Origin of the sequence: Rhodoferax sp. PAMC 29310 (assembly GCF_017948265.1) — a bacterium.
In the GTDB taxonomy this organism is placed as follows: Bacteria; Pseudomonadota; Gammaproteobacteria; order Burkholderiales; family Burkholderiaceae_C; genus Rhodoferax.
Map to the genome: position 1 here is coordinate 1346171 of NZ_CP072852.1, position 12781 is coordinate 1358951.

Here is a 12781-nt window from a genome sequence, read left to right on the forward strand (position 1 = left end):
TGATCAAAAAAGGCCGGGTAACCGGCCTTTTTTTATATGCAATTTATGTCTCAGCCGCAATAAACGTATGGACATATCGCTACTTAATCAATAGCAACTACGCCGTTTTCAGTCGAAGCAAGGCCGCGTCAGTCACCGCACTCAAAGTACCGCGGGTGCTGATGACCTCCGGGTCCAACATCACCTCGATCAAACTGCCCTCTTCCCGTGCCAGAGCGGCCAGCAAAGCAGGCTCGAACTCTTCGGTGCGAGTAATGCGAACTCCCACATAACCGTAGGCATTGGCCAGGGCGGAAAAGTCCGGGTTCTTCAGCTGAGTCCCCGTGGTGTGCCGTGGGTACTCGCGCTCCTGGTGCATGCGAATCGTGCCAAACATGCTGTTGTTCAGCAGCACCACAATCGTTTTTGCGCCGTATTGGGTCGCCGTGGCCAGCTCTTGGCCGTTCATTAAAAAGTCCCCGTCGCCGGCAATCGTGAACGCGAGTCGGCCCGTCGTGATGGCCGCCGCGATCCCTGCCGGCACGCCATAGCCCATGGCTCCATTGGTCGGCGCCAATTGGGTTTTATGGCCTTTGACCAAGCCGTGGTGGACGTAAAAGCGGTGAATCCAGCTGGCGAAATTACCTGCGCCGTTGGTCAGCACCACATCCTCGGGCAGGTGCTTTTGCAAGGTGGCAACGATGGCGGGCATGTCAATGTCACCTGGCAGCGCCTGTGGCACCAAGTTGGCAACGTAGTCGGCATGGGCCTCTTCGGCCAAGCCCTCCCACGGCAGGGTGACCGGCGCAGTCAACACCTCCAGCGAGCGAGCGGCGGCGTTCATGGTCGCGTTAATGGCCAAGTCAGCCATGTAGACACGGTTCAACTCCTCGGCACAGGCGTGAATGTGCACCAGCTTTTGCTTGGGCCGAGGCGCTTCCAGCAGCGTGTAGCCTCCAGTAGTCATCTCACCAAGACGAGGCCCGATAGCGATCACCAAGTCGCTGTCTTTGATGCGAGCCGCCAGTTTAGGGTTGATGCCAATGCCCACGTCACCGGCATACAAGGGGTGGTGGTTGTCAAAGGTATCTTGAAACCGGAAGGCGTTGCCCACCGGCAGCTTCCAGTTTTCGGCAAAGCGCTGCAATGCCTGCGCTGCCTGCACCGTCCAGCCACCGCCGCCAGCAATAACAAAGGGCCGCTCTGCTTTCAATAGCATCTCACGCAGGGTGCGCAGGGCGCCGGGGTCACTCCAGGCCTCAACCGCATTGACACGCGGCAAGGCAGCGGGCACCACACCAGTCACCGGGTGGGGAACCACGGCCTGTGTCAACATGTCTTCGGGCAACACCAGCACCACCGGGCCCGGTCGACCATTCATGGCGGTGGCAAAGGCGCGGGCCACGTATTCCGGAATACGCCGCGCATCGTCAATACGTTCCACCCGTTTGGCGAAGCCTTTGGTGCTGGGGCCAAAGAAACTTTGGTAATCCACCTCCTGAAAGGCCTCGCGGTCTCGCGTGTCGCTGGCCACGTCACCGACAAACAGAACCATCGGAGTCGAGTCCTGGAACGCGGTGTGCACCCCAATGGAGGCATTGGTTGCACCCGGCCCTCGGGTCACAAAACAGACACCAGGGCGCCCGGTCAGCTTGCCATGCGCCTCGGCCATAAAGGCGGCACCGCCCTCTTGCCGGTTGATGATGAACTTGATGTCTTTCTGGTGCAGGTGAAACCCGTCCAGCACCGCCAGATAACTCTCACCCGGAACCCCAAACGCGTGCGTCACGCCCTGAGCCATCAAGCACTCGACCAACAAGTGGCCAGCAATCTTTGTTGTCATGTCTTCTTCCTTATGTCAAATCGGTTTTAAGCAGTCTTCGCTCGGCCCGCCGTGCGAAGGCCCACGCCCAACGCGGCCACAACACTCAGTAGCAATACCAGTGCCGCGCCCAGCAAGGTCGCGCCGTACCAGCCCCGGTCCATGAAAACGCCAAACAACACGGGGGAAATGGCAAAACCCACGTCCAGACCGGAATACACCATGCCATACACCCGCCCGGTTGCACCCTTGGGCGTTGCTTTCTTAATCATCATGTCGCGCGACGGCCCACCAATGCCCACCGCGAAGCCCGTGGCCGCAAGCACCACCATGGTGCCGGTGGCGCCAAACAGACCGGTGCCGCACAACGCAAGCAGCAGCGCACCGGCTGTCATGGCCACGGCTACCACACGGTCGCTGTTGGCCGCACGGGCCGCAATAAACCCACCCACAAACATGCCCACCGCGCCACACAGCATGTAGGCAGTCAGCGTCAGCGTGGCCGCCTCAAAGCTGATGCCGTGCATGGCTTTCAAAATGGACACGGAAAAACTCTGAATCACCGCCAATGTCATGGTCGACAGCAAGAAAAAGCTGAAACACCACCACACCACCGGTAACTTCATGAACGCCATACTGTGCTCGGTTGGCCCACTGGCCGGGTGCTGAACCGCTTGCGTGCTGAGCTTGTCTCGGTGCAGATACAGCAACACAAAAATCGCCACATACATGAGCGCCGCCGCAACATAGGCGGCGCGCCAGTTGTAAAGGCTGGTGATGCCAGCCATGAACACCGGCGCGGCAGCCCAGCCTAAATTACCCGTGAGCCCATGCGCGCTAAAGGCATGCCCCAACCGAGGTGCCGACACGCGCTGGTTCAATATCGTGAAGTCCACTGGGTGAAAGGTGGCATTGCCCAAACCGGCCAAGGCCGCCACGCTAATCAAGCCACTGTAGCCAGTCACCATCGAGGCCAAGCCACAGGCCACCACAAAAATGCCCAGCGCCACAAAGAGCAAAGGTCTTGCGCCCACATGGTCCACCAGAAAACCGGCACTCGCCTGTCCCAGGCCTGACACCACAAAAAACGTGGTCATTAACAAACCCAACTCCGAAAAACTCAGTCCAAACTCAATCATGAAAACCGGAAACATCAAGGGCAGTAGCAAGTGAGCAAAGTGAGAACTGCCATGCGCCAAACCGACTAGGCCAATGATGGCCGCGTCCTGCTGGAGGGGCACGCTCGCAGAGGGAGAAAAGGAAGCTGAGGTCATGCGGTGATGGTACGGGCTGGTTCGTGCGTGCACTATCCGACAAATAGACAATAATTAGTGAAATACTGCCAAGCCTTCCACGACACACGCCCCCATGAAACGCCGCCATGCGCTAACCCCTGAACCGATTGGCGACACCGACCCGGTTGCCCCTACACGACAGCGCCCTGTACGCAGTCGCACCCGCGCGCTCGCGGTGGACGCCCACTTCGAGCCGCACTTTCACCCCTGGGCGCAATTGGCCTACTGCGCGCACGGCTTGATTCAGGTGACGGCCAGTGAGGGCGACCGGGAAACCACCTTCATCCTGCCGCCATCCCGGGCGGTGTGGATTCCCCCTGGCGCCCGCCACGCGGTCACGGTGCTGGAAGCCACCGAACTGCGAACGGTGTATCTGGACCCCAGCGCGACGCCACGGGGCTGGCAAGGCTGCCGCGTCATGGTGGTGTCCAGTCTCATGCGCGAACTCATTCGGGCGCTGGAGGCCTCCACGCCCTCAGCACGCGACGACGCCCTGATGGCGCTGACCCTGCATGAAATCACCCATGCCGGCACCCAGTCGCTGGGCGTGCCGCTGCCCCGTGACAAACGCTTGCGCGCCCTGTGCGAATCGGTGCTGCAGGCCCCCGGGCGTTGCGCTACCCTGGCGCAGTGGGCGGTGGACACGGGAGCCAGCGAACGCACGGTGGCGCGCCTGTTTCGAACCGAGTTGGCCACCACCTTTCAGCAGTGGCGCCTGCAAGCTGTGCTCGCCCACGCCCTGCCCATGCTGGCGTGCGGCACCCCCGTCAGTGAAGTGGCTGCGGCAAGCGGCTATGCCAGTGACAGTGCGTTCTCTGCCATGTTCAAGTCCGCACTAGGACAATCACCTAGCTATTTCCAGCTTAAAAACACGCTGCGCCCGTAAAATTTGCGTAGGCAGCTATCAATTGAATAGCAAAAATAGCAAATTGCCAAAGCGGAGGCGCCCTCAGCGATGGCAAGCCGATGTATTCGCTGGCCGGACCAGCGCACTTGGAGATGACTGAACCATGTTGGTTTTATTTGAGTTTTGTACTCGACTAAGGCGATGCCGCCTAGCGTTGATGGTGGGCGCCCTAGTGGCACTGACAACGTTCGGGGCCAGCGCTGCCTCACTCATACTCACGCCAGCTCAGACCCGCTGGATCCAAGCACAAGGAGACAAGGTTTTCACCGTCGGCTTTGATCCTTATGCGGGCATGGATGATTTTGAGTTTCGAGGCCAGCGTGTCGGCCTGTTGCCCAACCTGCTCAAAGACATGCAAGCCACACTCGGACTGCGCTTTGCAAAGACCGATATGGCGGACTGGGATGGTGCCTACAGTGGTTTTGTGCGCGGAAAAATTGATATTCTGTATGGTGCCAACCCCACCCCAGAGCGCCAACGCACCATGGTCTTCACCCGAGCGGCTCAGCGCTACCCTTACGTTGTGCTGGCCCGCAAAGACTCTTCAATCCAGACCTTGGGGGATCTCGATGGCAAAAAAGTCGGCTTCATCACCAACGACTTTGTTCGCCAGCAACTCCCCGATACCTACCGAAACATTCACTTCCAGGCGATGGACTTTGACACCAATAATCAGGCTTTGGCGGCCTTGCGGGCTGGCACAGTGGATGGCTTCGTGGCCGCTGGCGGCGGTATTGAGAAAGAAATTTTGTTCAGCTTCCCCGACATCGCATTGGCGGCTAGGCTACCCGCCATCACCTCCGACATGACCTTTGCCGTGATGAAAGATCGCGCCATGCTGGGCGAAATTATCAACCGCTACATTGATGAAAACACGGCCAGAATTGCGTCATTGGCTCGTGATGCCGAGCGCAGCTACAACCTGAAGATCATGCGGTTGACGGCTGCCGAACTGGCCTGGCTGGACAACAAGGGCAAGGCGGTCGTCGGGGTGGCAGAAGACTACCTGCCCTTTGACCTCTATCAGGACGGCGAGTACCGGGGTATTGCTGGCGAAATGCTAAAACGCATCACCGAGATCAGCGGCATCCAGTTCACCGTGGTTAGCGGACCATTCGCTACAGTCTACAAACAAGCCCAGGCGGGTGAAATTGACGTGCTCAATATCGCCAAAACCGACGACCGGTTGGCGTACTTCCTATACCCACGTGCGATCAGCACCGAGCGTGACATCATCGTTGGGCTTAAAACCAGCCCGGCAGTGCAAGATGTGTATGGGCTTGAGGGAAAACGTGTCGCGGTCATTGATGGATTCTGGCATGTGGAGCATCTTCAAAAGAACCTGCGAGACGCCAAAATTGTCACCACAGCCAGCATCATGGAGTCGCTCAAACTGCTTCGCGAGGGCAAGGTCGACTACACCATTGAAAATCCAACTGTGGTGGAGTTCTATATCAACGGGTTGGGCTACACCGATGTCGTGAAACGCGGCAGCACGTCGAAGGACTCATTTGTTTACTTCGGCGTCAACAAGCAAAAGCCTGAGTTGGCCTCCATCATGGACAAAGCCATGTCACTGGTGAATTTTGAAGAGATCAAATACGCCGGCATCCAAAGTGTGCCCACCTTAAAAAATGAAAAAAGCCAGCGACTGGCACTGATCGCCGCCGGCCTGGCCGCGGCTCTAATTGCCGTTTTGCTGGTGACCATCAAAGTCGTTCGCTCCCTTGCGGCGCAAAAGAATCAGACGTTATTGCTTGAACAACGTGAGCACTTGCTGTACACCGACGCATTGACCGGCTTTCACAACCGCAACTACTTCAGCCACACACGCTCATCGCTGCAAACTGGCATCTACCCTCAGGCGGTGTTGATTGCTGACTTGAATAACCTCAAACTCGTGAATGACGCCTATGGTCATGCGGCCGGCGACGCCATATTGGTCTTGTACGCCAAGGCGATTCGCACCGTGTTTCCACAGGCCGCCTGCTTTCGGCTGGGTGGAGATGAGTTCCTGGTCGTCGTCGACGACACCACTGCCGAGGAAATGGACCGCCAGGTACGGGCGCTGCATGTGCAGTGCCAGCAACAAGGTCACACGGTCATGGGAGAAACATTACACGCCACTGCTGCCGTTGGGTTCGCGATGCGACGCGGCAGCCAGGACGCGCTGGAGGCCTGCATGGCCATTGCCGATGCCCGCATGTATGAGGCCAAGCTTGAAGCTACAAACCACCGCTCAGACTCCCCTCCTGAAGCGTGGTCGGCGTCTTCGACTCACCAGCCGAGTTAGGACTTTGAACTTGTTTTCCCAGGCAGACTATTTTTAAGAGAAATCAGTCTGTAGCCCTTACAAAAAGTGCAGGGGTAGCTCCGTTAACAATAGCGAAATCTGAGCAGCACTAGCCCTGAATCAGCGGCACTTGAGATCCGCGCGCGGCATTCACCACCGACTTCAGCAGGTGGTCCGTGCCAGGCTCCACGAGCGGCCATGACCCCAGCTTTTTGGAGTGTTCAATGCCCGCTTTGAACAAACACACGCAGCCATGGTGCGGGTGCTGGGCCGAGGCGTAAAGAATGCCGTGCAAGCCCTGCGCTCGACAATCGTGGGCAAACGCCTGGCTGGTCTCGTAGCGCATCGACTGCAGCACCGGGTAACGCTCCTCCAAGCCGCGCAAATCCACCAGCCGCAAGTTAGCGCGAGTCTCGAACGTCAACAGGCTGCGCTCCGTCAAGCGGTCCCAGTGGCAGCTGCGCACCTCGCGGCGAAATACTGACTCATACAGAGCGGTCTCAGCAGAGTCCGCCACATAGGCAATCGGCTCGTCCGCTAAATCAAAACGCCCAGTCAGCCCGCCCGTGGGCGCCAACACATAACCCTTGATTCGAACACTGCCGCTGCGCGCCCGGCTGCGCTGCACGCGGTGCCAGGTGTGGGGGGCGGCGAGTTCAAGAATTGGCGGTTGCAGGTCTTGAAAATTCATGGCGCAGGTCAGTGCGCCTCAGCGGTGGCCAGAGCCAACATGCGCTCGGGCGTCACGCCCTGCTCCAGCGCGGCACGGGGTGTTTGGCCGTCCAGCGCGGGCGCAGGCGATTCCAGAAACGCCAGCAACTGCCACCCATCCGAACGGCCCAAAGCCTTGGCCAAGGGCTGAAGCATAGGCCAAATGGCGGGCTCAAACTGCCAGCGCGGCAGCTTGAAACCCCGGCGCAAATGGGCCACGCCAATGCAGCGCCCCGCTTTGATCCAGGCATTGATCGTCACTCGGCTGGTGCCTGCCAGTTCAGCGGCCTCATCGGTGGAAATCATGTCGGCTGCGTCCATGCGCTCACGCCGGTATTGCGCGCCCGACTGCAGCAAAGCCTGCGTCTGGGCCGCGCTGGCATAAGGGTTGTCTGTGGACGTACGGCGCGGCGCAGTGGTGTCCCGCACAAATGTTGAGGGAATCGTCAGTGTGTTCATCAATACCTTTCCGACTCTGCGTAGGCGCGGTGGCTCCAATGGCGGGCACTGCGTTCAGCAGATTTCACAAGTATTTTAGTTCAATTCGTTATTTTCAGCAATCTCGTTAAGTTTGATAACTTCGCTGCAATCAAAGATATGCTTGCGTGGCCACAACCGTCAGCGGCAAAAAAATAACTAGAAAGAGTGTCTACTCCCCATCCAATAAGCGCAAGCAGCTATCATAACTATAGCAACTAAGTATCGATGGCGTCCGGGTGAACTTTAGCGCTACCTCAATGGCGGCGCAGCAGTGTCAATGTCGCCACCAGCCCGCCTTGTTCACCGTGGCGCAGGGCAATTTCCAGCGCAATCGACAAGCCCAAACCCACGCCACCGCTATTGCGATTGCGTGAGGCTTCAACCCGATAGAACGGGGCCAACATCTTGTCCAACTCCTGCGGTGGTATGCCGGGGCCGTTATCGTGCACCTCAATCGTCACCTGGTCAGGTGCGTCCCGCAGCACCACGTGTGCGACCCCGCCGTAGCGCACAGCGTTAGACACCAAGTTATCAACACGGCGCCGCAGCGATGAAGGCTGGGCCAGCAGACTACCGGCCTGGCCACTGAATTCAACCTCGTGTCCACAGTCTCGTTGGTCATCGACCAGACTCTCGAAGAGCGAAGTCACATCTAGCCGAACTCGCGGCTCGGGATCCACCGCGCCACGCAGGTAGTCCAGCGTGCCGGCGATCATGGCGTTCATTTCCTGAATGTCTTGCGCAAACTGCTGGCGGTCTGCTGCGTCTGGCAGGCGTTCCACCCGCAAGGCCAGCCGGGTCAAAGGCGTGCGCAAATCATGCGACACCGCAGCCACAAACCGGTCGCGGTCCGCCATTTGCTGGCCAATGCGCCCCTGCATTTGGTTGAAAACCCGAATGGTGGCGCGGCATTCGTCAGGCCCTTCTTCGGCCAGCAGGGGGCGCCGCAAATCAGCACCCAAACCTTGGGCTGCTCGCGCCAGACTTTGCATGGGGCGGGACAACCAACGCGCGCCAATCCAGGCTGCAACGGTCAAAGCCGCCAGACGAACCGAAATATCGATCCATTGACCCGGATGGTTCAGCGGTGGCGGCCCGGGCGGTGGTGGCGGCCCGAGTGGCCCATGTTCGGGACGCAACTCAAACAGCACCGTTAAACCCAGGGCATGGCTGAGCAAGCCCATGACAAACAACAGCAAGGCCAACCGCCCAAACAGGCTTGTGGGCCAAAACCGGCGCAACCAGGTCACGCCTAAGCGCCCCATGCTGCGCGACCTTACACGGACTGAACGTTGAAAATATAGCCCGCCCCCCGCACGGTTCGGATCATTTGGGGCTCGCCAGAGTCGTCGGCCAGTTTTTGGCGCAAGCGCGACACCAGCAAGTCAATGCTGCGCTCAAACACCTCCATGGACCGCCCCAGTGCCTGCTCCATCAGCTGGTCGCGGCTAAACAGTCGTCTGGGTGTCTGCAAAAAGGTAGTGAGAAGTCGGTATTCGGCGTTGGACAGGGCCACGACCAACCCGGTGGGCGATGTCAGACAGCGATCATCCCGGTGCAGCGTCCAACCGTCAAAATGAATCACATCGCTTCGGCTATATTGACTGGCGCCCTCGTTTTGGTGGGTGGCCCGACGCAACACCGATTGAATTCGGGCAACCAGTTCTCGGGGCTCAAACGGCTTACTCATGTAGTCATCGGCACCCGATTCCAGACCCAACACACGGTCATAGGGGTTGGAGCGCGCCGTCAACATGATGACGGGCAGCAAAGAGCGCTCGCGCACCTCACGCACCAGCGTCAAACTGTCGTCGCCCGGCAGCATCAAGTCCAGCACGACCAAATCAATGGGATGGGCTGCCAACTGCTTTCGCATGGCCACACCATCACCGGCGATATGGGTCACAAAACCAAAGCGAGACAGGTAGTCCGCCATCAACGAGGTGATGCCCTCGTCGTCATCAACAATCAAAATGTGGGCTGGGTTTGGCATATTAAATTCGTCAAGCCAAGGCAGTTTAGAAGGCACATCCGCAAACTAAAGCGAGCACAGCAAGGGGCTTACCCCGCAATTCAGTCGATCAATCCAGTCTTCGTATCCGCATCGGTACAAAGCCGACAAACTGGGTTGACAGGGCTTCCCCAAAATGGACTTGCCCCTCCTGCCGTCGGTTTGGGGAGGCACCTCGCAACTCTGAACTTGAAAGGAACAACCATGAGCACCCTCAGTGCAGTCAGTGAGTCCAGCTCGGCCTGGGCCCAGATGAGCGCCAACCGGAGCCAGATGCAGGCCAAAATGTTCGCCAAAGTGGACGCCGACAGCAGTGGCGGCGTCAACCAAACCGAATTGCAAGGTTTGTTGGACGATGTCGCCAGCAAAACCGGCGTCAGCAGCAGTACCAAAACGTCGGAGCTGTTCAGCAAGATGGATGGCAACGGCGACGGCAGCCTGTCGTCGGACGAACTGGCCGAAGGCATGGCCAGTATCTTGCAGCCTCCATCCACCATGGAGTTTGCGCAGTCACGCAGCAGCCAGAGCAGTGAAAGCGGCGCCGAAAAATTCGCCAAACTGGATGCGGACGGAAGCGGTACCTTGAGCAAAGACGAAATGCTGAATCTGATGACCCAGAAGGCGTCACAAGGCCCAGGACCAGGTCAGACAAGCGCCGCCAGCACCGACGAGATGTTCGCGCATCTTGACTCTGATGGCGACGGCAGCCTGACCCAGGCTGAGTTTGACGCTGGCGCACCGCCGACCCAGGCCCAGGCAAGCAGCGGCACACGGCCGCCAGGCGCTGGTAGGTCACCTCCCCCACCACCCGGTGGCGGACGCAGTGAGTCGGCCTCCAGTAGCACCACCACCTATGACTCACTGGACCTGAACCAGGACGGCACGGTGTCTGAAGCCGAGCGCCTGATCGGTGAGTTGACCCAGACGGCAACCGAAAGCACCAGCAGCAGCTCCAGTGTGGATATGGCCAAACTGGCCAAAACCCTGTACGACCAAATTGCGGCTAGTTGGGCCCAGTCCGGCAGCGAGTCTTCGTTGAGCGTTACGGCCTGATGAGACTTGATCAAACGTTCATGCAAGGACTAGAGTCCATGGCTCCACACCCTGTTTGAACGGTTGACTTGCCGTGGCCTGTCGGCATCGTCTTTACACAGGGATTGCGCCCTGTCATTTTTTAGAGGGTGTAAGAAGTTTTGTGTAAACGGTTATTTGGCAGGAAACTGCTGTCTTGCATGGAGCCGAGATGACCGTAGAGATGAAACCCTTACCCGCCGAGCTGATTGACGCCCTGTTGGCCGACTACAAAAAGCCCGAAGACCTGATTGGCCAGAATGGCCTCTTGACGCAGCTCACCAAAGCCTTGGTCGAGCGAGCTTTGCAAGCCGAATTGACCGGCCACCTGGGTCACGGCAAGAACCAGTTGGTTGCCAATGAAGCGGGCAACACCCGCAACGGGTGCAGCAAGAAAACGCTCAAAGGCGATTTTGGCCAGCTACCCATAGAAATCCCCCGTGACCGCGCCGGCACCTTCGAGCCCCAACTGATTGGCAAACACCAGACCCGCTGGAGCGGCTTTGACGACAAGATACTGTCGCTGTATGCCCGAGGCATGACGGTACGCGAGATTCAAGGCCATCTGCAGGAGATGTACGGCGCCGAAGTGTCTCCTGCCCTGATTTCATCCGTGACCGACGCCGTCATGGACGAGGTCAAAGCCTGGCAGTCGCGCCCCTTGGAGGCGCTGTACCCCATCGTCTACATGGACTGCATTCACGTCAAGGTGCGCGACAACGGTACTGTGCGGGTCAAGGCCCTGTACTTGGCCATTGGCGTCAACCTGGACGGCCTCAAAGAGGTACTGGGCCTGTGGATGGCCCAAACCGAAGGGGCCAAGTTCTGGCTGCAGGTGGTGACTGAACTGAAGAATCGGGGCGTGGCTGACATCTTTATCGCCTGCGTAGATGGGCTCAAAGGTTTCCCTGACGCCATTGAGGCAGTCTTCCCCAAGGCGACGGTGCAGCTTTGCATTGTTCACATGGTGCGTCACAGCCTGAACTTCGTGGGGTGGAAACAGCGCAAGGAAGTCGCCGCGGATTTGCGGCTGATTTACGCTGCGCCCACTGAATCCGAAGCTGAGCGACAACTCACGGCATTCGAGGTCAAATGGGACGATTCCTTCGCTCCGATTGGGCGCTCCTGGCGGCGCAACTGGACACGCTTGATACCGTTCTTTGAATACCCGCCAGACATCCGAAAAGTGATTTACACGACCAACGCCATTGAGTCCGTGAACATGAGCCTGCGCAAAATAACCAAGACCCGCGGCTCGTTCCCAACTGAGGACGCAGTGTTCAAGCTGTTCTATCTGGCACTGAACAACATCAGCCAGAAATGGACGATGCCGATTCGGGATTGGAAGGCTGCTCTGAACCGCTTTACCATTCAGTTTGACGAGCGCATGCCGCGCGTCTAACTTAACCGCCGTTTACACAAAATTCGGGACACCCTCATTTTTTACCACACATTTCCCAATCATCATCGGTTCTGGCTTTCAACAACACTGATTGCCAACCGGAAATGCCGCCGAACTCCCCTTTCGCCACTTGTCGATCGGTGTTTTCTCCTGTTGAGACTTGATCAACCCTTCATGCAGTGCCATGAGCGCGTTCCTTTGCGAACTGTATGAGCGGTTGATCTGCCCCTTTTTTTTACGCGCCAAGCCTTTGCGCCGAGTGACTGGCACCGCCACACCTTCAACACGGTTTCGTCAGGTTGGAATTCATTGCCAATCCATGCGCCAGCTGATCGCCCTTGCCATCCTGTGGTGCGCTGCGTTGTCAGCGTCGCACGCTCATCTGATGCCGGCGCAACGTGGCACCATCAATCTGGTGTGTCACGGAGCCTACATGGTGTTGTGACTGCCAGTGAGCGGACCACATTGGAACTGGCGATGGTCAGCTGTCATTGACTGAATTGCGCAAGCACAGCGCTAACGTGGTGGCCTAGGTGAACCACAAGATTCGCTTTTCCGACGCCCACGGCTACCGACCATTGAAGGGCGTCATGCTCACATTGGCGCCGACTGACCATGCCCCCACCGCCCCAGCCACCCAACGGGTGGTGATGGGACGCTTCGTTTGGCAACTTCAAATGGCGCGGCATTAGTTGAGCCACTTCAATTCAATTCAATTCAATTTGGGTCTATTTGGCACCTTGTATGCGGAGAAAACTACCAGCTCACCGTCACTCGCGCAGGTCCAAAAAAGCTACTCCTGCTTCACCC

General features: G+C 58.2%; 12 protein-coding genes. 6 read left to right on the plus strand and 6 right to left on the minus strand.

Going from position 1 to position 12781, the window contains the following annotated elements:
• Window positions 1-97 precede the first annotated feature (97 nt).
• Both J8G15_RS06115 and J8G15_RS06120 read right to left on the minus strand, forming a co-directional pair.
• A complete protein-coding gene (locus tag J8G15_RS06115; protein WP_210546635.1) occupies window positions 98-1822 on the minus strand; it encodes a thiamine pyrophosphate-binding protein in 1725 nt (574 codons plus the stop codon).
• Window positions 1823-1848: 26 nt separating this feature from the next.
• Window positions 1849-3075 carry an MFS transporter gene (locus J8G15_RS06120; RefSeq protein WP_210546636.1) on the minus strand — a complete coding sequence of 409 codons (1227 nt, stop codon included), beginning with the start codon at window positions 3073-3075 and terminating at the stop codon, window positions 1849-1851.
• Between the two features lie 94 nt (window positions 3076-3169).
• On the opposite strand from J8G15_RS06120, the gene J8G15_RS06125 reads away from it, so the two are divergent.
• Together J8G15_RS06125 and J8G15_RS06130 are read left to right on the plus strand one after the other, a co-directional pair.
• Window positions 3170-3982 carry a helix-turn-helix domain-containing protein gene (locus J8G15_RS06125; RefSeq protein WP_210546637.1) on the plus strand — a complete coding sequence of 271 codons (813 nt, stop codon included), beginning with the start codon at window positions 3170-3172 and terminating at the stop codon, window positions 3980-3982.
• A gap of 124 nt (window positions 3983-4106) precedes the next feature.
• Complete coding sequence (locus J8G15_RS06130; protein WP_210546638.1) at window positions 4107-6296, plus strand: transporter substrate-binding domain-containing protein; 2190 nt, start codon at window positions 4107-4109, stop codon at window positions 6294-6296.
• 109 nt (window positions 6297-6405) lie between these two features.
• Here J8G15_RS06130 and J8G15_RS06135 read toward each other — a convergent pair whose 3' ends face one another.
• From J8G15_RS06135 to J8G15_RS06150, 4 genes are all read right to left on the minus strand, one after another.
• Window positions 6406-6987: an RES family NAD+ phosphorylase gene (locus tag J8G15_RS06135; protein ID WP_210546639.1), complete on the minus strand. Its 582-nt coding sequence runs from the start codon at window positions 6985-6987 to the stop codon at window positions 6406-6408.
• 8 nt (window positions 6988-6995) lie between these two features.
• Window positions 6996-7466 (minus strand): helix-turn-helix domain-containing protein, encoded by a 471-nt coding sequence (locus J8G15_RS06140; RefSeq protein WP_210546640.1) that lies wholly within the window; start codon window positions 7464-7466, stop codon window positions 6996-6998.
• 275 nt (window positions 7467-7741) lie between these two features.
• Window positions 7742-8752 carry an ATP-binding protein gene (locus J8G15_RS06145; RefSeq protein ID WP_210546641.1) on the minus strand — a complete coding sequence of 337 codons (1011 nt, stop codon included), beginning with the start codon at window positions 8750-8752 and terminating at the stop codon, window positions 7742-7744.
• Between the two features lie 11 nt (window positions 8753-8763).
• Window positions 8764-9480: a response regulator gene (locus J8G15_RS06150; RefSeq protein WP_210546642.1), complete on the minus strand. Its 717-nt coding sequence runs from the start codon at window positions 9478-9480 to the stop codon at window positions 8764-8766.
• Between the two features lie 222 nt (window positions 9481-9702).
• On the opposite strand from J8G15_RS06150, the gene xopAW reads away from it, so the two are divergent.
• The 4 genes from xopAW (at window position 9703) to J8G15_RS06170 (ending at window position 12663) form a co-directional block, all read left to right on the plus strand.
• Entirely contained in the window at window positions 9703-10551 is an 849-nt protein-coding gene (gene xopAW, locus J8G15_RS06155) for an EF-hand domain-containing protein (RefSeq protein ID WP_210546643.1), read from the plus strand.
• 190 nt (window positions 10552-10741) lie between these two features.
• Window positions 10742-11971 carry an IS256 family transposase gene (locus tag J8G15_RS06160; protein WP_210546644.1) on the plus strand — a complete coding sequence of 410 codons (1230 nt, stop codon included), beginning with the start codon at window positions 10742-10744 and terminating at the stop codon, window positions 11969-11971.
• Between the two features lie 184 nt (window positions 11972-12155).
• Window positions 12156-12416 carry a hypothetical protein gene (locus J8G15_RS06165; protein WP_210546645.1) on the plus strand — a complete coding sequence of 87 codons (261 nt, stop codon included), beginning with the start codon at window positions 12156-12158 and terminating at the stop codon, window positions 12414-12416.
• An 88-nt stretch (window positions 12417-12504) separates the two neighbouring features.
• Window positions 12505-12663, plus strand: a complete 159-nt coding sequence (locus J8G15_RS06170; protein ID WP_210546646.1) for a hypothetical protein — start codon at window positions 12505-12507, stop codon at window positions 12661-12663.
• Window positions 12664-12781: the final 118 nt, after the last annotated feature.

Coding starts and splice junctions, on each gene's coding strand:
- J8G15_RS06130 (WP_210546638.1), top strand. CDS start 4,107: ATGTTGGTTTTATTTGAGTTTTGTACTCGACTAAGGCGATGCCGCCTA.
- J8G15_RS06125 (WP_210546637.1), top strand. CDS start 3,170: ATGAAACGCCGCCATGCGCTAACCCCTGAACCGATTGGCGACACCGAC.
- J8G15_RS06150 (WP_210546642.1), bottom strand. CDS start 9,480: ATGCCAAACCCAGCCCACATTTTGATTGTTGATGACGACGAGGGCATC.
- J8G15_RS06140 (WP_210546640.1), bottom strand. CDS start 7,466: ATGAACACACTGACGATTCCCTCAACATTTGTGCGGGACACCACTGCG.
- J8G15_RS06165 (WP_210546645.1), top strand. CDS start 12,156: ATGAGCGCGTTCCTTTGCGAACTGTATGAGCGGTTGATCTGCCCCTTT.
- J8G15_RS06115 (WP_210546635.1), bottom strand. CDS start 1,822: ATGACAACAAAGATTGCTGGCCACTTGTTGGTCGAGTGCTTGATGGCT.
- xopAW (WP_210546643.1), top strand. CDS start 9,703: ATGAGCACCCTCAGTGCAGTCAGTGAGTCCAGCTCGGCCTGGGCCCAG.
- J8G15_RS06120 (WP_210546636.1), bottom strand. CDS start 3,075: ATGACCTCAGCTTCCTTTTCTCCCTCTGCGAGCGTGCCCCTCCAGCAG.
- J8G15_RS06135 (WP_210546639.1), bottom strand. CDS start 6,987: ATGAATTTTCAAGACCTGCAACCGCCAATTCTTGAACTCGCCGCCCCC.
- J8G15_RS06145 (WP_210546641.1), bottom strand. CDS start 8,752: ATGGGGCGCTTAGGCGTGACCTGGTTGCGCCGGTTTTGGCCCACAAGC.
- J8G15_RS06160 (WP_210546644.1), top strand. CDS start 10,742: ATGACCGTAGAGATGAAACCCTTACCCGCCGAGCTGATTGACGCCCTG.